This is a genomic window from Rhodovulum marinum (assembly GCF_004343075.1).
Lineage (GTDB): Bacteria > Pseudomonadota > Alphaproteobacteria > Rhodobacterales > Rhodobacteraceae > Rhodovulum > Rhodovulum marinum.
The window spans coordinates 239,845-258,404 of record NZ_SLXP01000004.1 but is presented as its reverse complement, the minus strand read 5'-3'; the positions used below and the strand labels follow the sequence as shown (position 1 = coordinate 258,404).

Below are 18,560 nucleotides of genomic sequence, written 5' to 3'. Positions count from 1 at the left end.
ACCGTCGCGTTGAAATCATGCCGCAACTGCTCGTAATCCTCCGGGAATGGCTTCTCCAGGGACTCCGACAAATCCCCCGCAGACAGGCGCTGCAGTGAAGCACTCAGGGTCGCAACCACGCTGTCCTGATCCAGTCGAGCTGCCTCGCGGGCACGGGCGAGTTCGTCGGTTTCGGCAAGACGGTCGCGAAAAGCCGCTAGCGAGCGACCAAGAAGTCCAAGCTCGTCGCCGCGGTCAGCGACTGGGATCTGGGTATCGTATCGACCGCGAGCGACCTCGTCCATCGCGCGTACGAGGCACGCGAGGGGACCGGTTATCGTCCGTGAGCCCAGGATACTGATCACCAGTGCGACGAAAAGGCCGACCACAACGAAAAGCGCGACCTTCTTCTGAAAATTCGTCAGGTTGGATTGATATTCGGCCTTGTCCAGTTCCGCGACGAGCGTCCAGTCTGCCCAATCAAGACCAAGTGGCACCGCAAAGGCGAGACTCTCGCGGCGCGCAATCCCCTCGACACCGTAAAACGGACCAGTTTGGCCCCCAAGTATGGCTGCTATGAAGGGTCGAGGGGGCAGTTGCTCTAGAACTCCGAACCGGCCGTCGAACCGGGACACCGTGCGCGCCGCACCATCCGGACCGAGAACATACATGTCACCAAATTGACCAAGCGCTGAGGCTCTTGTCACCAGAGAGGAAAGCTCGTCGACCGCAATCTGGATGGCCAGAACACCAATCCGCAAACCAAGATGATCGAAGACCGGCGTTGCCATGAAGGCCGCCGGAGCGCCGGCCGCAGGAGCATAGGCGGTGAAATCTACGGTCGCCACCTGACCTTCAGATGCTTCGGCAGCGGCACGAAACGCAATGCCGAGACCGGTATCGGCCAGGGGTGACGCATCAAAATCTTGGCCGAAATCCGACCGTTTCATCGCGGAATACAGAAGGCGCCCGTCTGGATCGAAAAGGAAGATGTCCTCATACCCCAGATCGGAAAGAGATCTTGCAAAACGTGGGTGAACCGACTTGTGCACTGCGGAATAGGCGGTGCCGTCGCCGGCATCGTAAAGCATCTGCCGCTGGTTTGCCGGCTTCGGATTGGCCGCAACATAGGACACCCGCGCCCGTTCGAGCGAGCCACCATCCACCTGCACAGCCAAACGGAAATTCCGGATCGTCGCGGCGACGAATGGGCTCGAAGCTTCCGAGGCGACCTGGCCCCGCATGTTGGCGAACCAGTCTTCGATGCGCTCGGCCTGGTCACCGGCGAGTGTTTCAAGACTGTGGATAGTGGTGTCGCGCTGCAACAAATAGGCGTTCTGGTAAAGCACGAACCCCATGAAGCCGGTGACTGAAAGAACGATCGCGGCGATCGAGAGTGGCAGTCGCCGGCTGATCGGCATTTCGAAAATTTTTTTCAGCATGGCGTTGCCCCAAGCCTCCACGGCGGTGATCTTGGCCCCCATTCGGCCCCACCACGATTGAAATTCGGTTACCGTCGCATCGGTTCGGGAGGCCGTCCGAAGTAAACGTCCTAAAAGACGTCGATATGCCCGCCGACATGGGGAGTGTCGCGGCGAGCAGGACCCCCGAGAACCGACCGAAGCTGGTCGAGCCGGAGCGCACAAACAACGGCGCGCGGCACTTCCGTTCCGGTCGGCACCTCGGCAGCAAGATGGCGCGAGAGCGGGCCGAGGTCCTCGAGAATCTGGATCACGAGGTCGACCAATTGAAGTTCGCGAGCGCCGCCCGCCCCGGGGCCAGGCAGGACTTTGTGGGCGAGAACGGCACGCTCATAGCGACGAAGGAGTTCGGCGGCGTGGTCGAGTTCATTGCCCAGACCACATAGCAACGTATCCAGTGCCATTGCCTCCGACGCTTCGGAGCCCGGCGTTGGGTCCGCGCCGCTCACAGCCGGCCCACCACGGCCTCGATCGCCTTCTTCATGGTGGCGGTCGTGAAGGGTTTCTTGACAAGGTTGTTCAGACCAAGCTGCTGGCCCTTCTGGATAAGTTCGGGCGTCGGCGTTCCGGTGACAAGGATATATCCGATCCGCTGGGTCGAGCGATTGCGCCGAAGCCCTTCGAGCAGCTGCAGACCATCCATCCCGGGCATGTTGTGATCGGCCAGGACCAGGTGCACAGGATCGGCGACCAGCCGGTTCAGCGCGGATTTGCCATTGTTCTCGGCGCTGATCTGATAAATGCCGATCTCTTCGAGTGACTGCGTGACAAGACCACGGCTCACGGCCATATCGTCCACGACCATGACGCGAATGGAATCCTTGAGCGACATCTTCAATCCTTTCCTTCTTGGGGTATGGTGCGAGGCACCGACCCGGAGCGCTTGCGATAGGAGGTGACACCGGCGGTTTCGAGCAATTCGACAGCCGGGCCGGTGACACGCTCGGAATGACCGATGAACAGCATGCCGCCGGCCGGCAGTTTTTCGGCGAACCGGTGCCAGAGTGATTGCTGGGTCGGCTTGTCGAAATAGATCGCGACGTTGCGGCACATGATAACGTCGAACCGACCGGACATAGGCCATGAGCCGTTGATGTTGAGCCGGCGAAAGGCCACGAGTGCACGCACATCGGCACGGATCTGGCGTGTCGGTCGCTTGCGATCGGCGGCGTCGAAAATTCGTCCCTCCCAGTCACCCGGCGGGGTCTTGCATTCCTCGGCTGGGTAGGTGGCGCCCTGGGCGCGGTCGAGTACGAAGGGATCGAGATCCGTCGCGAGGATCTTTAGATCAAGCCGGGCGGCCTCGGGACAAAGCGCAAGCACGCTGCCGGCCAGCGAATAGGGTTCCTGACCAGTCGAGCAGCCTGCGGACCACAGCCGTACACGCCCCCGGTTCCGCGCCCGTTCGATCAGCGGCGGCAGGACCTCGCGTTCAAGTTGGGTGAAGTGATGCTGCTCGCGGAAGAAATGGGTGACATTCGTAGTCAGAACCGAAATGAAATGGTCGGCCTCTTCCTCGAGATTCGCGCGCAGATAATTGTGGTAGGCCGTGAAGTCGTCCAGACCAAGCGTAACGATCCGCTTGCCAAGCCGCGAGTGGATCATCGCCTTCTTCGACGGCTCGAGGTGTAACCCGTATTCCGACTTCGCGAATCCGGCGATACGGACGAAATCGCTTTCGTCAAACGGGATGTCCGCGGACCTTCGGAAGGCAGAAGAGGCAGGCAGCGCGGTCATGCGACTTCCTTGAACCCATGCGGCAAAAGTACAGACGGCGACAGGATGCGCGACATCCCGTCCTCGACCGAGATCAGGCCGAGAATACTGTTCGGCACGTCACCGCGACCCATTGCGGGGGCTTCGCAGATCTGCTCGCCACTCACCGTCAAAATCTCGGACACCGAGTCGACGAGAAGACCGACGGTCTTGTCGCCCACCGCCACCACCATGATGACATGGCGCGGAGAGGCATCACACTCACCAAGGCCCAGCCGCGCCGCGAGATCCACGATCGGGATCACCGCACCGCGCAGGTTCATCACGCCCAGCACGGCCTCCTCGGCCTGGGGCAACGCGGTGACAGGGGACCAGCGCCGGATTTCACGGATCTGCGTGATCTCGATGCAGAAGCTCTGACCGCCCGCCTTGAGCGTCACGAACTCCAACACCTCATCCTCAGCCCATTGCTGCGGTTTCGGCATGCTGCGTCTCCTCTTTGAACGACACGTCCCGGCCGAGATCCCCGGCCAAGGTCAGGATGGCATCGGTATCGATGATCAGGGCGATGCGACCATCGCCCAGGATGGTGGCGGCCGAGATTCCCTCGATCGCGCCATAGTTCCCCTCGAGACTCTTCACGACCACCTGGCGTTGGTCCGAAATGTCATCTACGGCCAGCGCGACCTGACCAGAATGTTCCGACCGGATCAGGATCAGGATGTTGTCGGCGCTGATCGAAGGGTCGGCGGTGAAGCCGAGAAGATGACCGAGATGCACGATCGGCACGTAAGTGCCACGGATCGAAAGCAGGCGGCCCTGACGGCCGAAAGGCACGACGTCCTGGGCGCGCGGGCGGATCGTTTCCAACACGCTGGAAAGTGGCGCAACCAGGGTCTGGCCGGCCGCGTGGATGACCATGCCGTCCATCACCGCAAGCGTCAGCGGCAAGGAGATCGAGAACTGCGTGCCCTCGCCCGGCCGGCTGGAGATCGATACCTTTCCGCCAAGCGACGTGATCGCAGTCTTGACCACATCCATACCCACGCCGCGGCCCGACAGGTTGGTTACCTTCTCGGCCGTCGAAAAACCGGCCATGAAGAGGAGGTTGTCGATCTCGCCCTCGGAAAGCTTGGCGTCGGGCGGGACGAGGCCCTTGGATACGGCGATTTCCAGAATACGCTTTCGGTTCAGCCCAGCGCCGTCATCGGCAATCTCGATAAGGACGTCGCCCGAACGATGCGCGGCCGACAGCCGGATCGTGCCCAGCGCGGGTTTTCCTGCAGCCGTTCGTTTCTCGGGGCTTTCTATCCCATGATCCACGGCGTTGCGGATCATGTGCGTCAGCGGCTCGGCCAAACGCTCGACCAAGGTCTTGTCGATTTCGGTCGCCTCGCCCTCGGTGGCAAGCACGACTTCCTTGCCAAGCCCGTCGGCGGCCTCGCGGACGATCCGCTGCATTCGCTGGAACAAGGGTTTGACCGGCTGGGCGCGGATCGCCATGACGCCTTCCTGCAACTCTCGCGCGAGATACTGGTAGTCGTCGAGATCCCCCATGATGTCGGAATTCGAGGCAAGCCCAGTTTCGATCAACTTTTGCGCGATGACAGCCTGGTTGATGATCAGTTCGCCCACCGTGTTGATCAGACGGTCGACCCGTTCAGGGTCGACGCGAAGCGTGGTCTGCGGCACCGATGCGGCGGCCTTGGCCGTGCTTTTGGCTCGATCAGCGGACGGCGGTTCCATGGGTGCCGGCGATGGGGCATTTGTTGCGGCCAACGCCTGCTCGAACGGGGCCCGAGGCTCTGCGACGGCCGGGGCAACGGGCTCGGCCACGGGCATCGTTGCGGAGGCAACTGGCGCGTCCAGATCGGTCGGCGCAGCGACGGTTTCGATTTCGGCGACAGAGTCGGCAGTATCGGGGCCGTCGATTTCCTCGATCTCGCAAAGATCCTCAAGAAACATGAAAACGTCGCGAATGGCCGCCTCGGTAACCTGGCCGGTCACAGTGAGGTCCCAATTCAAATAGCAGTGTTCCGGGTCGAACGAAGCCGCGGCAGGCAATGCGGAAAGGTCACAGCGCGTTTCGACCTGGCCGAGCGCGGCGAGTTCCGAAAATAGCAGCACGGGGTCATGGCCGTTCCGGAACAGGTCGGAAGACGCGGAAAGGCGAATACGGAAACGGCTTTCGGCCGGGTCGCCGGTCCCATCTTCGTCACCGATCGGGTCGAGCACCAATGGCTGAAAGCCAAAGAACTCCTCTTCGGCTTGTGCCTCCTGGGGCGCCGCATCGTCGGCATCGCCCGCAGCTGTGGTACCCGCCAGTTCATTCAACTTGTCGAGGATCGCGGGCATTGCCTCGGGGATTTCTTCGCTTTCGGTCTGCGCGAGTTCCACGAGATCGGCCAGCATGTCGCCCGAGCGCAGTATGGTGTGCAACGCGTCGGTATCGGGCACCAGATCACCCGATCGAACCCGGTCGAGCACCGTTTCGAAGCAATGGGCGAACGTCACCAGGTTCTCCAGACCGAAGGCCCCCGCCGCCCCCTTGATCGAATGCACGGCCCGAAATATCGCGTGCACCGTCTCTTCGCCGGCCGTGCCGGCGATCATGTCCTGAGACCCCTCGGACAGCTGTTCCAGCAAATCCTCGCACTCGGCGAAGAACGTGGCTTTGAGATCGTCGCGCGACATGGTCAGCGGGCCCCCGTCACACGGCGGATCACGTTGATCAGGCCCTCGTCCTCGAACGGCTTGACGATCCAGCCGGTCGCCCCGGCCTTTCGCGCGCGTTCCTTCAGTGCCGGGCCGCTTTCGGTCGTGAGAACCAGGATCGGCACCCGGGTGTTCACCGCACCGCCGCGTATATGTTCTATCACGCCGAAACCGTCCATCCGGGGCATGTTGATATCGGTGATCACCGCATCGTACTGATCCTGTTCGAACACGCTGACACCATCGGCGCCATCATTGGCGGTGGTGACGGTAAAACCCGCCGAACTGAGGACCTCGCGCACCATCTCGCGGATGGTGAGGGAATCGTCGATGGCAAGTACGTTGATCATTACTGCACTCCTTCGGGGCCGAGGATCGCGTCGCGGAGGCCGAGAAGCGTCAGCCCCTCGACGAAATCGGCGGACGGTTCGGGAACGGAAAACGATCCGCCGCCAGCCTCGACATGGCGCCGGAGCACGGTCAGAACCTGGGCCGACAGCGCCGTGGGCGCGCCGGACGCCCGGACCGTGACGCTGTGCGGTCCCTCGCCGAGCACGGACTTTACGATGTCTCCGGGCGCGTCGGCCCAAGCCGGATCGTTTATGTCGAGGTCGATCTGACGATCAGAGTCCATGACGATTCCCCGTTACGCTGCATGTCATGCGATGCCTCAATCTGATTACCCCCACGAAGCCTAAGAACTGGTGAACGTCTCTCGTCCGGGCTGAGGTGATCCGGCGAGGCGCCACGCGGGGCGTTTGGTCTATGACCGGGGGATTGGCCGAATCTTTGGCCGCCCAGCGGCATACCGATGGCGGGTGCATGTCATCAACCGCCGGATCAGACGGCAAACCCCTGAAGATGCAGGGAATCAATCCGCCTGGGAAACGAGCTTATTTTTAAACAAAATCGCGTAATTGCGCAGGTTGCGCGAAGTCGGCAAAGCCGGGCGCGTGCCGCGCTCGCGACGGATCGGGAGGGCCTGCACCGTCGGGCAGTTGAAAGGCCTTACCGTGGCTGGCGCGGACGACCTCGCCTTAGCGTGACCTGCGGCCCGAATTCGGGAAGTAAACCGGAGCGCAGGCGCGGTTCGAGTGATGGGCAATTGCCGCTTGGGGGCCTCTTTTCAAGGCGTCGAGCAGCGATCCCGATCTCGGATATCTCCTTCTCTCCTGCACAATCCGCAAAGCTCACACCGGTGTGATGAGCGCACTTGGGGCTCTGTCTCAAGGCATCGGGTCCTCTCGCCGCAGCCTGACTGAGCTACTCCCCGATCACTGGACAGGATCTGGCGTAGTTTAAGCTACTCGTTGCACCTGCTGACCAGGTTGGTTGATATCATTTCTCTGCCAACAGGCCAGCGCCGGTGGCTTGCCACCCAGGGCTGAATGAGGGTGCCGGTGGTTGTAGAAGGTCATCCGCTTCCGGATGGCCGCCCTTGTCTCCGACCCTGTCTTCCAGGGGTGCCGGCAGACGCGCTCGTATTTCAGGGTGCGCCATAGCCTCTCGAAGAAGATGTTCTCGAGGAAGCGGCCTTTCCCATCCATCGAGATGCGCACGCCGGATCGGCGGAGCCGGTCCGTCCATGCGAAGGACGTGAAATGCGAACCTTGATCGGTGTTCATGATCGTAAGCGTCGTCTGACGGTCACCCGGTTTTCAGGTTGACGGCTGGAAGTTCCACGGGAGCAGGTCGTCGAGCCGGCTTTGGGGATGGCCGTTCGCGATGGCCTCGAGGGTGGCCTTGAGATAGGCGAAGGGCTCCACGCCGTTGATCTTGCAGGTCTCGATCAGCGAGGCGATGCGGCCCCAAGTTCTGCCGCCCTCGTCATGACCGGCGAAGAGTGCATTCTTGCGATTCAGGGCAATCGGACGAACCAGATTTTCGACGGCGTTGGAGTCGATCTCGACGCGGCCGTCGGTCAGGAAGGTCTGCAGCCCGTCCCAATGGTCATGGATATAGGCGAGCTTTTCGCCGAGGCGGGACTTGGCGGAGACGCGCAGGCGTTGCGCTTGCAGCCACTCGCCGAAGGCGGCGACCAGAGGTGCGGACCCGGGCCTGACGGGCCGACAGGCGCTGGCCGGGGGCGCAGCCGCGGATGTCTTTCTCGATCGCGTAGAGTTCGGCGATCCGGCGCAGGGCGAGCCATTGGTGCGCCATTGGTTCAAGCACAATGGCGAACGGCGGCGATCTCGGAGCCGTCGCGGTCGAAGACCTCTTTCAGCTTGCGCCTCGCATGGGCCCAGCAATGCGCCACGGTGATCGGATCGCCGCCTTTCCGGGACGGCCTGGTCAGCCGGTTATAGCCCGGATATCCGTCGATCCGTGAGGCATGCCATCAAAGCCGGTCAGGACGGTTTCCGCGTTCTGGCCGTGGCGGCCGGGGGCGTAGAAGTAGACCACCCCGGGCGGATCGTCCCCGCCCCATGATCGATCGTCGCGGGCCAGCGCCCAGAGATAGCCGGTTTTCGTCTTGCCCTTCCCCGGGTCCAGCACCGGCGCTGTGACGTTCTCCGGGGCTTACGCGGCGCCACGGTCCCCTGCGAACTCCATGAAGAGCTTGGTGGACCGTTTCAGATGTTCGGCCAGCCCGTCATGCCCCTTGCGGAAATCGACCGGCCGCGTCGCCACCAGGATGCGCACCTTGTGCGAGGGCATCATCATGCCGGTGCCCCGAGCGCGCGCACGATCTCGGCGACCCGGCCGGCCGATGTGGCCGCGTCAAGCCGAAGCAGCACCGCGCCGGAAACGATCTCGATCCGCTCCGGCACCGTGGCGCTGGCCGGACCTTCCGGCGACATCCCGGCATCGCACAGGACCAGCGGCGCAAACGACGGTTCGTCATCAAGGGCTGGCAACACAAGCTTCCCGTCGCGGGCCAGGCGCCGCCATTCCGACACGTGGTTCGGCCGCAGCTCATACTGCGCGGCCACGGCATTCACCGTCGCCCCCGGCAGCAGCGTCTCCGCCACAACCCGCGCCTTCACCTCATCCGGCCAGCGCCGCCGCCCGTCCTCGTAGATCACCACGCCCAGTGACCTGAGAAACTCAGTCATAGTCTCCATGGAGAAAATCCACCCCTGTCATCCAACAGGAAAGGACTCGCAGAACCGGAAAATCACAGGAAAGTGGGGATAAAGCCCCGATTACTCATGATCTCGGGTGTGCCGAAATTGTGAATGGCCTCGGTCATTGCCTCGACGCAGAAGTCCGCCTTTAGCGTGTTCGAGACGCGCGAGGCCAAGACCTTGCAAGTGTGCCAGTCCATGATCGCCACGAGGTAAAGGAACCCACGGCGCATAGGCAGATAGGTGATATCCACGCACCAAACCTGGTTCGGACTATCGATCGGCAGTCCTATGAGCAGAGAGGAATAGGTCTTGTGGCCCTTCGCCGGCCTGCTCGTGTCGGGCTTCTGGTAGATCGGTATCAGCCCCATGAGGCACATCAGTCGGCGTAGCGCCGACAACATCCTCGCCCGCGATTTCGAGGCCGACCGTCCAAACCAGAAATGGCTGGCCGACTTCACCGATATCTGAACCGCCAAGGGCTGGCTGTATGTCGCGGTCGTGCTGGATCCGATCTCGCGGCGCATTGTTGGCTGGTCCATGAAGGCGGATCGCGATGCCGCGCTGGTCATGGATGCGCCGATGATGGCGGTCTGGCGGCGCGGCAAAGGATGCCAGGCGACTGACATCTCATTGTCGGGACGGCCTGCGACTTCGGGCCGCTGCGCGGGATGATCGCGGACGACCGTTATGCCGAACACCACAAGGCCCTAAATTTCTTACAATTTATAAAATTTTAATGCGGGACCTTCCTTCGCCGTCCGAAGATTCTTGCCAGCTTCTCCGGCTTTGCCTTCCTGGTTTCAACCCTGGACCGGCCAAGGTGAAAGCAGACCCGGCCCAGAACCGAGTCCGCCCAGATTCTGCGGTCGTTTTCCGGAGGGTGCGAGGATGTTACAGAACCTTCTCAGGCCGCCGGGGCACGAAGGGCAGAACTCGGCGCTGCCCCCGAAGCCTGGAACCGCGCGACCAGGGCACGCAGCCGCTCTCCTTCACTCTGCAGCGTGTCGCTTGCCGCGGTCGTCTCTTCGAACATCGCCGCATTGTGTTGCGTCACCTGGTCGAGCTGACCAACCGCGATATTCACCTCGCCGAGTCCAACCGCCTGCTCGCCGGCGAGTTTCGCGATTTCACTGACCCGTTCGGTCACACCACCCACCGCCTCGACGATGGCCCCCAATGCCTCGCCCGTCCGGCCGACAAGGCCGACGCCCTGCTTGACCTTCTCGCCCGAGGACGAGATCAGTGCACCGATCTCGTGGGCGGCTTCCGTGGTTCGCAGCGCCAGCGCGCGCACTTCGGAGGCGACCACGGCAAAGCCGCTGCCTGCGCCGCCAGCGCGCGCCGCCTCGACGCCTGCGTTCAGCGCCAGCAGGTTGGTCTGGAATGCGATATCGTCGATCACGTGGATGATCCGCGCGATTTCCTCGGCCGAGGCGTCGATCTCGCCCATTGCCCGCACCGTTTCGCCGACGATATCGGCGCCCGATTTCGCCTTGGCGATGGCGTCGCGGCCGATTTCGTCGGCATCGCGTGCGCCCTCGGCCGTCGATCCGATCGAAGTCGTCAGGTCCTGCAGCGCGGCGGCCGTCTCTTCCAGCGTTGCAGCCGCGTTTTCGGTGCGGCGCGACAGGTCATGCGCCGCCGAATTTATCGACTCGACGCTGCCGGTAATCGTCATCGCCGAGTCCGAGATATCGGCGATCAGCATCGCCAGACTTGAGACAGTAGCGTTGTAGTCGCGGCGCAGCCCCTCATACCCGTTACCCAACTCGGAATCGATCGTCGCGCCCATGTCGCCCGCGGCAAGCCGGCGCAACCCTTCGGCCAACCGGTCGACCACCGCCTTCTGATGCGCCTGGGCCGTCTCGCGCTCTTGCTGAAGGCGCTGTTCGTCGATCAACCCGTCCCGGAAATGGACCAGAGCTTCACACATCTCACCCAGCTCGCCGCCCTGCGCGCAGCCCGCGGCGAATTCGACGCCGAGATCGCCATCGGCCATGCGTTTCATCCTGGCAATCAACTCGCGCAGGGCATGCGAAATACGGCCCGCCAGAAGGATCGCCAACCCAAGCCCGGCCAAAAGCGCGACAAGCGCCGCCCCAATGGCAAGGCTTCGCATTTGCCCGGCGATGGCCAGATAGGCCGCGCGCGGGACCAGCACATGTACGATCCCCGCCGGATCGCCCGAGAAATCGGTTACCGGGAAGGCACGTGCGGCATAGCTTTGACCGTCCATCTCGACGATCGCCGGCGGTGTCGGTGCCGTGCTGGCCGCCAACGCCGCATCTCGGTCCAATAGCGCAGGGCCGGGAAAATTGGCGCTGGTGCGGCGCAATTCCGCATCGGCCTCGGAAAACCCGGCGATGGCGCGGTCCGGCAGAACGTAGAATTCCAACCGGGTGTCGGTGTCCTGTACCAGTGCGGCAAAGAAAGCCTCGTCTAGGTCTAGCCCGATCTCGATCGTGCCGACATGGGCGCCGTCATGGGTGACCGGCGCTATGCCGCGGATGCCGAGGCCCGCCCGCCCCCGTTCCAGCCCCGCCACCGGCATGCGCCGGGCATTCGCCTCGACAACGGTCTGGCGAAACCCGGAAAGATCGTCTCCGAACTTGCCCGGCTTGTGCACCCTCAGCAATGAATGGGCATCAGGCTGATGGAATTGAAATTGTGCGATTCCACGCTCGCGCTTCATGCGTTCGAAACCGGGAACGAACATGGCCGCCAGCTTGTCGCGATCGTTTGCGGCGGCCGCGGCCTGCACATCCGGGATCCCGGCGACAAGTGCGGCACTGGTCACCGCGCTTTCGATTCGGTCGCCAAGTGCTGCGTGGAACCGAAGCTCGACCTGCTCCAGTTCACGTGCGGTACCGTTTCCGATCAATCCCTGCGTACCAATCAACATCGGAACAAGGACAAGCACAGCGGTCATCAACACAGCCGCGGCAATCGACAGGACGATCTTGGTACGAAATGTCATGGCATGTTCCCCTGCAGGGCTGCCGTGCCCGATTGCCGGACCGACTCGGGGAAGCAGGCTGTAGGAAACATGTTAAGGTGCCCTTACCGACCGCCGGGCGCCCGACCGTACCCTGAGCGGTAGGTGCGCTGTTCGATTCGTATGGCCTCGATCATCGCCGTCAGGGTCGCCAGCATCGCCTCTTCGGCGCAGGTCATCCGCCCGCGGGCATTTCAGACGACATGAACGTCGATGCCCGGCTGGCGGTCGAAGGGTTGCGGCCAGAGCAAGCCACCCTTTACATCCCGCCGCACAGCATGAACCGGCAGCGGTCCAACGGCCAAGGGCGTTTTGGAGCGAATGCGCGCCAAGGAACAGCGCGAAACCGCCCCCGATCCCGCCGACAGGCGCCGGGTGCGGGTTCGGGCCACAGACAGAGTGCAAAGGCTGTTCAAGGCGATGGCTCCGGCGGCGCACGGGATCACTGCCGAAAATTTGCCTCCACTCTCGCCCGAGAACCGGGCGGTATTTCTACCGCTGCTGGAAAAGCTGGGCTGAACGTCAGACCCCAAGGTAGCGTTTCAACATCTCGGGGCGGGCGCGCAGGTCGGCGGCATCGGCGTTATCGCGGACCTGGCCGTTCTCGATGAACACCACCCGGTCGGCCGAAGACATCACTGCGTCGAGCCGCTGTTCGACCAGCAGGATCGCCACGCCCTCGGATTTCATGCGCACCACCACCTGCCGGATCGCCTCGATCATCGAGGGTTGGAGACCCTCGGTCGGCTCGTCCAGCAACAGCACGCGTGGCTCGAGACACAGCGCCCGGGCCGTGGCCAGCATCTGCTGTTCGCCCCCCGACAACGTCTCGGCGCGCTGCCCCATGCGGTCGGCCAGCCGCGGGAACAGCTCCAGCACGCGGGTCAGCACTTGCGGCGGGCTGGGGCGCACCCGCATCCCGATTTCAAGGTTCTGCGCCACGGTCAGTTCGGAAAACAGCCGCCGCCCTTGTGGGATATAGCCGATGCCGCGTTTCGGCACCTCGTGGGCGGGCAGTCGGGAAATGTCTTCGCCCTCCAGCGTGATGCGGCCGGCGGTGAGCGGCAGAAGCCCCATGATCGCCTTCATCGTGGTGGTCTTGCCCGCGCCGTTCCGTCCCAGAAGGCAGGTGATTTCGCCGGGACGCGCGGTCAGCGACAGCCCGCGCAGCACCTGCACCGGGCCATAGCCCGCGTCGATGCCGTCAAGCTCAAGCATCGGCCCCGGTCCCCAGATAGGCCGTCTGGACGGCCGCGCTGGCATGGATCTCGGCGGGCGTGCCCTCGGCCAGCACCTCGCCGAAATTCAGCACGGTGATCCGGTCGGCCAGTTCCATCACCACGTCCATGTTATGCTCGATCAGCAGGATGGTGGTCTCGGCGGCAAGGTCCCGGATCAGCGCGTTGAACCCGGCGATTTCACTGTCGGCAAGCCCTTGGGTCGGTTCGTCGAGGATCAGCAGGCGCGGGCGCTGGGCGAGGCCCATCGCGACCTCCAGAAGGCGCTGGTGGCCATAGCTGAGATCGCCCGCCAGGGCCGCGCCATACTGGCCAAGCCCGACCCGTTCCAGCGCCGCCTCGGTTTCGCGCGCGACCGCCGCCCGGTCGCGCCCCAGCCTGCGGCGCGCGGCCAGCGCGACGTTTTCCGCAACGTCGAGGCGGGCGAACACGCTGGTGATCTGGAAGGTATAGGCCATGCCGAGGGCCACGCGGGCATGGGCGGGCAGCCGGGTGATGTCGCGGCCATCGAATTCGATAGTGCCCGATGTGGGCGCGATCCGCCCGATCAGCATCGACACGAAGGTGGTCTTGCCCGCGCCGTTGGGGCCGATCAACGCGCGGATCTCGCCCGGGGCCAGGTCGAAATCGACCTCGTGGACGGCACGCAGCCCCGCGAAGGATTTGGACAAGGCGCGGGTGGAGAGAAGCGCGCTCATGGCAGCCACCGGACCCAGCGGCGGCGCAATTCACCGGCCAGCCCTTGCGGCGCGAACAGCGTCAGCAGGACCAGCGCCACGCCCGCGATCAGCATGTAGGCCGAGGTCAGCCCGGACGACAGGTCGATCAGATAAAACATGAAAAGGACGCCGAAGAAGGGGCCGATGATCGTCCCCGCGCCCCCAAGAAGTACCCACAGAAGCGGGAAGATCGAATACTGCACCTCGGCAAAACTGGCGCCGACATAGCCGAACATCAGCCCGTAGGCCGCCCCCGCCGCCCCCGAAATAGTGCCCGAGATCACCACCGCGGCCAGCTTGTGGCGGAAGATGTCATAGCCCAGAAGCTGCGCGCGTTCCTCATTCTCGCGGATCGCGATCAGGACGCGACCGCTGGGTTGGCGCACCAGCCAGAGCGTGCCGACAAGGCACAGCGCGAAAAGCCCGAGCGCCACGAGATAGCGGATATCGGGGTTCGACAGGTCGAGGCCGAGGAACACCCGCTCGGGGCGGGCCAGCACCAGCCCCTCGTCGCCACGGGTCCAGCGGCCCGCCAGCAGGATCGTCAGGTAGACCGCCTCGGAGAACATCAGGGTGACGATCATGAAGGCCACACCCACGGTGCGCAGCGCCAAGAGGCCCACGACAAGGGCCAGCAAAGCGGCCGAGGCGAGCCCCGCGAGAAAGGCCAGTTCCGCCCCGATCCCGAGGTAATGCAAGGGCAGCCCCATGCCATACATGCCGGCGGCAAAGAACATCGCGTGGCCGAGGCTGAGCAGCCCCGTATAGCCGAAGAGCACGTTGTAGCCGATGGCGTAACAGGCCAGCACCATCACGCGGGCAAAGTTGCCGTGGTGATAGACCGGCAACAGGAAATGCAGCGCCAAAAGCACCGCGATCAGACCGCCATGGAGCGCAAATACCCGCGCGCTCATCGGGGCGGTTTCCCCATCAGGCCCTGCGGGCGGAACACCAGAACGAAGGCCACCAGAAGCGTCGCGATGATCTTGGCCAACGTCGGCGAGAAGAAGACCGAGATGATGCCGTCCGACATGCCGATCAGGATCGCGGCGATCACGGTGCCCGCAAGGCTGCCGAGGCCCCCGATGATGACCACGATGAACGACAGAAGCAGCGCATCGCCCCCCATCAGGTAATGGGCCTGCTGGATCGGCACGATCAGCACGCCCGCAAGGGCCGCAAGCGCCGCGCCAAGGCCGAAGACCCCCGCATAGACGCGCTCCACCGGGATGCCGAAGGCCAGCGCCATCTCGCCGTCAAGCTGGGTCGCGCGCATCACCAGGCCGATCCGCGTGCGCGTCATCAGCGCCCATAGCCCGGCCAGAACGGCCCCCGCCGCGCCGATCACGAACAGCTTGTAGGTGGTGACGGACAGCCCCCAGGGCCAGTAAAGCTGCACCCCCCCGTCACCCCATTCCACCCAGGGCAGCGCAAGGCGCTGGTTGAAGGGCGGCGCGACGGGCCGGGCCTCGGGGCCATAGCCCATCAGCGTCAGTTGCTGGAGGATATACAACAGCCCGATGGTGGCGACGATGGTGCGCTCGGGGTCGTAGTCGAGCCGTTTCAGCACCGTCATATCCGCCGCCGCCGCGACCGCGCCGACGATCAGCGGCGCAATCGCCAGCGCCGCCACGAAGCCCAGCGCGGGATGGGCCCCCAGCGTCGAGGCCACCACCCAGGCCAGCACCGCGCCCAGCATGTAGAACTCGCCATGGGCGACGTTCACCACGCGCATGACGCCGAACACAAGGCTCAGCCCGGCCGCCATCAGCGCAAGGACAGCGGCCGTCACCGCGCCCTCGATCGCGGCAAGCAGAAGGTGGGGGCCGAAGTCCACGCGGGATCAGAAGGACTGCGTCGTGTAATCCACCTCGTCGGGATAGAAGCCCGTCTCCATCGCGGCGGTTTGCACGACCTTCAGCCGGCTGTTTTCCACCACCGAGATATATTGCGGCCCGAACACCTGGTGGGTCTTGCCGTTGAAAAGCTTGGGCCCCTGCGGATGTTCGTTCGATTCCGGCCATTCGGTCATCGCCTCGACCGCCTCGATCAGCTTTTGCCGATCTTGCGGGCCGGCGTAACCGGCGGCCTCCATCCCGGCCTTGATGACATACAGCGTCTCCCAGCAGCCGAACATGTGGGCATAGGTCGAGACGTCCTTCGGATCGTTCACCGAGGCGCCGTTCTCGTCGATGCCGATGGCCTCGCGGTAATGCTTGTCGAACTCGGTCTGGTCGGGCTGGGCGTAGCGCGGCATGCCCTCCCAGAAATAGGTACCTTCGAGGAATTCAAGGCCGGGGCTGGCAAGGTCCACCGCTTCCAGACTGTCGATGAAGCCGAAGATCTGCGGCCGCGAGGGGCCGAAGAACTCGCCCATCTCCTTGACGAAGGTCAGCACGGCGGGGCCGACCATGACGTGATAGATCACCTCGGTTTCGCGGGGGATCTTGGCGAAATACTTGGTAAACGAGGTTTCCGAGGGCGGGATCGCCAGCTTGGCGATGACCTCGCCGCCCTGCTCGGCAATGGCTTCCGAGAAGAAATCCCGGTGATCGTGCCCGAAGGCGTAGTCGGGAAAGATCATCGTAACCTTTTTTCCGAGGTTTTCGGCCACGAAGGGCGCCATCGACTTCACCTGGCTTTTCACGTCGGTGATGCCGGGCTGGACGGTCCAGCGGTTCAGCATGCCGCTGGCGACGTGGTGCCCCTCGGAGACCACGAAATAAGGCAGTTTCAGTTCGCCCGCCCGGGGCGCCGAGCCGATGACGACATGGCTGAAAAGCGTGCCATAGGCGATGTCGCACTTGTGCTGGTTGGCGAATTTCTCGACCACCTCGGCGCCGCGCTTGGGGTCGGTGCCGTCATCCTCGGTGATGATCTCGACCGGACGGCCATTGATTCCGCCCGCCTCGTTGATCAGCCGGGCCGCGGCCTGGGTGGTGCGGTCATACCAGCGGCCATAGGCCGAGCCGATACCGGTCGCATGCATCTGGAAGCCGATCCTGATCGGTTCGGCGGTCTGCGCATGGGTGTAGCGCGCCCAGAGCGGCAGGCTGGCCGCGGCAGCGCCTGCACCGGCAAGGGTCTTGATCGCCGTGCGGCGCGACGGGTTGGCGGGGCCGGTCTTGATATCGGTCATGGCACTCATCCCTAAAGGTAGACGGCTTTTTCTTGTCAGTCGGCAGTCTGTCGGCGGTTTCATACTTTGTCCACGGTCCAGGACGTTTCAGACCCCCCGGGGCGAGGCCAGCAGCCACAGCCCGAACAGCGTGTAAGCCACCATGAACAACGCCAACGGCGCCTGCGAAAGCGCGGCCTTGCGCGCATCGCCCAGCATCCGCGCGGCCAGCGCGTGGCTGAGCACGATGGCGATCGCATGGCCGATCACGATGGCCCCGGCCTGCGCGATGAAGATCATCCGCACCGTGTCATGGGTGTTGAAAAAGCTGGTGGTCACATGGACATGGTCGAGCCCCAGCAGATGCGCGCCCGTGTCGAGCGGATCGTTGGCGACAGCAAGCATGTATTGCCCCTCGACCAGAAGCACCGGCAGGTAATGGGCAAAATGATAGCCCAGCGCGATCGGCAAGAGCGCGGGCGCGAAGGCGCAGAAGGCATATCCGAAGCGCGAGAGATCGCCGACAAGGGCCAAACCGGCGGCGATGGCGGTCGCGTAGATCAGCGGCAGAAGGAGCAGCGCGGCCACGAGCCCGGCAAGGTTTTCCCGAACCACCATGCTGCGGCCGGGAAATTCCAACGGGTTCCAGCCCAGTTGCGCGAACCACCAGAAAGTCTCATGCAGCCCGTCATAGCTGCCCACGGCCAACAGCGCGACCATGAAGAGCGCCAGCGTGAGGGGCGGCGCGGGTCGTGCCAACACTTTCCAGCCATGCAGCCCCAGACGGGTGCGCCCGCGCACCTTGCCGAAGGGTGCGACCAGCGCATAGGCGTGCATCAGCACACTCAGCCCCTCGCCCCGGCGCAGCCATTTCGGCCCGAAGACAACGGTCATGGCAAAGTGAAAACCCCAGTAGCAGGCGACCATCGCGGCCAGCCGCTCGGGATCGGCGGGCGCCGGGTGGGCAAGCAGAACGGCCGCGAAGGCGGCGAAACTGAACAAAGCGGGCCAATGGCCGACCCAGCCCGGCAGACACATCAGGCGCGGGCGGCGCAAGAGTGCATGGGGGCCGCGCCACGGCCCGATCCAACGCCAGAAATCGAAAACCAACCCCTGGACAAGCACCAGAACCACCCAGAACAGGCTCCAGACAGCGAGCGAGAGCGGGTTTTTCATCGGGTTATGGGCCCCGATCAGCCCAAGGATCACCAGCCCGACCAGCGCAAGGAAGGACAAGAAACTGGTCAATGCGGGCGCCCGCCCCCGGCTTTTCAAGAGCGGCAGCGGGCGGAACAGAGCGAGGGCCGCCCGGTCGGGCAGCAACACCACGAGGATGAGCGTGAGCGCCACCGCGGCGGTGCCGCCCGCGATGTAAAGGTCGGTGGGCAAAAGCAAGACCAGACCGCCCTCGGTCGCGTGGGCGAGCGCGGCGCCGGGGATGAGGGAAGCGAGCAGCAAGAGAAGAACGGCCATACCGCAGCATGAGCGATTTTCGCGTAACGGAAAACGCGGAAGCTGTCGCAGGGCC

Annotated in this window: 19 protein-coding genes and 3 pseudogenes; 3 read left to right on the top strand and 19 right to left on the bottom strand. The window is 63.8% G+C overall.

Annotation, left to right across the window (positions count from 1 at the left end; all coding sequences use genetic code 11):
* Window positions 1-1,463, bottom strand: a 1,463-nt coding sequence (locus EV662_RS08980) for a cache domain-containing protein (protein ID WP_132461823.1), incomplete at its 3' end; no start/stop codon positions are given.
* Between the two features lie 83 nt (window positions 1,464-1,546).
* On the opposite strand from EV662_RS08980, the gene EV662_RS08975 reads away from it, so the two are divergent.
* Window positions 1,547-1,846: a hypothetical protein gene (locus EV662_RS08975; protein WP_132461822.1), complete on the top strand. Its 300-nt coding sequence runs from the start codon at window positions 1,547-1,549 to the stop codon at window positions 1,844-1,846.
* A 59-nt stretch (window positions 1,847-1,905) separates the two neighbouring features.
* Here the strand turns inward: EV662_RS08975 and EV662_RS08970 are convergent, their stop codons facing one another.
* The 11 genes and pseudogenes from EV662_RS08970 to EV662_RS19890 all read right to left on the bottom strand — a co-directional run.
* Window positions 1,906-2,292 carry a response regulator gene (locus EV662_RS08970; protein ID WP_132461821.1) on the bottom strand — a complete coding sequence of 129 codons (387 nt, stop codon included), beginning with the start codon at window positions 2,290-2,292 and terminating at the stop codon, window positions 1,906-1,908.
* A 2-nt stretch (window positions 2,293-2,294) separates the two neighbouring features.
* On the bottom strand, window positions 2,295-3,197 hold the full coding sequence (locus tag EV662_RS08965) for a CheR family methyltransferase (protein ID WP_132461820.1): 903 nt from the start codon (window positions 3,195-3,197) through the stop codon (window positions 2,295-2,297).
* Window positions 3,194-3,661 carry a chemotaxis protein CheW gene (locus EV662_RS08960; protein WP_132461819.1) on the bottom strand — a complete coding sequence of 156 codons (468 nt, stop codon included), beginning with the start codon at window positions 3,659-3,661 and terminating at the stop codon, window positions 3,194-3,196. The genes EV662_RS08965 and EV662_RS08960 overlap by 4 nt, the downstream gene beginning before the upstream one ends.
* The gene (locus tag EV662_RS08955; protein WP_132461818.1) at window positions 3,636-5,870 is read right to left on the bottom strand and encodes a chemotaxis protein CheA; all 2,235 of its coding nucleotides are present in this window, start codon (window positions 5,868-5,870) and stop codon (window positions 3,636-3,638) included. The genes EV662_RS08960 and EV662_RS08955 overlap by 26 nt, the downstream gene beginning before the upstream one ends.
* A 2-nt stretch (window positions 5,871-5,872) precedes the next feature.
* Window positions 5,873-6,241: a response regulator gene (locus EV662_RS08950; RefSeq protein ID WP_132461817.1), complete on the bottom strand. Its 369-nt coding sequence runs from the start codon at window positions 6,239-6,241 to the stop codon at window positions 5,873-5,875.
* A complete protein-coding gene (locus tag EV662_RS08945) occupies window positions 6,241-6,525 on the bottom strand; it encodes a hypothetical protein (RefSeq protein WP_132461816.1) in 285 nt (94 codons plus the stop codon). Before EV662_RS08945 ends, EV662_RS08950 begins: the two co-directional genes overlap by 1 nt.
* A 664-nt stretch (window positions 6,526-7,189) precedes the next feature.
* On the bottom strand, window positions 7,190-7,516 hold the full coding sequence (locus tag EV662_RS08940; protein ID WP_132461815.1) for an integrase core domain-containing protein: 327 nt from the start codon (window positions 7,514-7,516) through the stop codon (window positions 7,190-7,192).
* A gap of 33 nt (window positions 7,517-7,549) precedes the next feature.
* Window positions 7,550-8,405 (bottom strand): annotated as a pseudogene (tnpC, locus tag EV662_RS08935) (IS66 family transposase); the annotation flags it as partial.
* Window positions 8,406-8,411: 6 nt separating this feature from the next.
* On the bottom strand, window positions 8,412-8,555 hold the full coding sequence (locus EV662_RS19895; protein WP_243695811.1) for a hypothetical protein: 144 nt from the start codon (window positions 8,553-8,555) through the stop codon (window positions 8,412-8,414).
* Window positions 8,552-8,956 (bottom strand): IS66-like element accessory protein TnpA, encoded by a 405-nt coding sequence (gene tnpA / locus EV662_RS08930; protein ID WP_132461814.1) that lies wholly within the window; start codon window positions 8,954-8,956, stop codon window positions 8,552-8,554. Before tnpA ends, EV662_RS19895 begins: the two co-directional genes overlap by 4 nt.
* 83 nt (window positions 8,957-9,039) lie before the next feature.
* Window positions 9,040-9,351, bottom strand: a pseudogene (locus EV662_RS19890) (DDE-type integrase/transposase/recombinase); the annotation flags it as partial.
* Window positions 9,352-9,358: 7 nt separating this feature from the next.
* On the opposite strand from EV662_RS19890, the pseudogene EV662_RS19885 reads away from it, so the two are divergent.
* A pseudogene (locus tag EV662_RS19885) lies at window positions 9,359-9,568 on the top strand (DDE-type integrase/transposase/recombinase); the annotation flags it as partial.
* Window positions 9,569-9,866: 298 nt separating this feature from the next.
* On the opposite strand, the gene EV662_RS08920 reads toward EV662_RS19885, so the two are convergent.
* Window positions 9,867-11,939 (bottom strand): methyl-accepting chemotaxis protein, encoded by a 2,073-nt coding sequence (locus EV662_RS08920; RefSeq protein ID WP_132461812.1) that lies wholly within the window; start codon window positions 11,937-11,939, stop codon window positions 9,867-9,869.
* Between the two features lie 339 nt (window positions 11,940-12,278).
* Between EV662_RS08920 and EV662_RS08915 the strand changes: the two genes are divergently transcribed.
* Window positions 12,279-12,476 (top strand): hypothetical protein, encoded by a 198-nt coding sequence (locus tag EV662_RS08915; protein ID WP_132461811.1) that lies wholly within the window; start codon window positions 12,279-12,281, stop codon window positions 12,474-12,476.
* A gap of 3 nt (window positions 12,477-12,479) precedes the next feature.
* Here the strand turns inward: EV662_RS08915 and EV662_RS08910 are convergent, their stop codons facing one another.
* The 6 genes from EV662_RS08910 to EV662_RS08885 all read right to left on the bottom strand — a co-directional run bounded on the left by EV662_RS08910 (window position 12,480) and on the right by EV662_RS08885 (window position 18,505).
* Window positions 12,480-13,175: an ABC transporter ATP-binding protein gene (locus EV662_RS08910; RefSeq protein ID WP_132461810.1), complete on the bottom strand. Its 696-nt coding sequence runs from the start codon at window positions 13,173-13,175 to the stop codon at window positions 12,480-12,482.
* The gene (locus EV662_RS08905) at window positions 13,168-13,893 is read right to left on the bottom strand and encodes an ABC transporter ATP-binding protein (RefSeq protein ID WP_132461809.1); all 726 of its coding nucleotides are present in this window, start codon (window positions 13,891-13,893) and stop codon (window positions 13,168-13,170) included. The genes EV662_RS08910 and EV662_RS08905 overlap by 8 nt, the downstream gene beginning before the upstream one ends.
* Window positions 13,890-14,828 carry a branched-chain amino acid ABC transporter permease gene (locus EV662_RS08900; RefSeq protein WP_132461808.1) on the bottom strand — a complete coding sequence of 313 codons (939 nt, stop codon included), beginning with the start codon at window positions 14,826-14,828 and terminating at the stop codon, window positions 13,890-13,892. Before EV662_RS08900 ends, EV662_RS08905 begins: the two co-directional genes overlap by 4 nt.
* Complete coding sequence (locus tag EV662_RS08895; RefSeq protein ID WP_132461807.1) at window positions 14,825-15,751, bottom strand: branched-chain amino acid ABC transporter permease; 927 nt, start codon at window positions 15,749-15,751, stop codon at window positions 14,825-14,827. The genes EV662_RS08900 and EV662_RS08895 overlap by 4 nt, the downstream gene beginning before the upstream one ends.
* A gap of 6 nt (window positions 15,752-15,757) precedes the next feature.
* Entirely contained in the window at window positions 15,758-17,053 is a 1,296-nt protein-coding gene (locus EV662_RS08890; RefSeq protein ID WP_132461806.1) for an ABC transporter substrate-binding protein, read from the bottom strand.
* Window positions 17,054-17,140: 87 nt separating this feature from the next.
* Window positions 17,141-18,505, bottom strand: coding sequence for a hypothetical protein (locus tag EV662_RS08885; RefSeq protein ID WP_132461805.1), 1,365 nt, complete (start codon window positions 18,503-18,505; stop codon window positions 17,141-17,143).
* Between the last annotated feature and the right edge of the window lie 55 nt (window positions 18,506-18,560).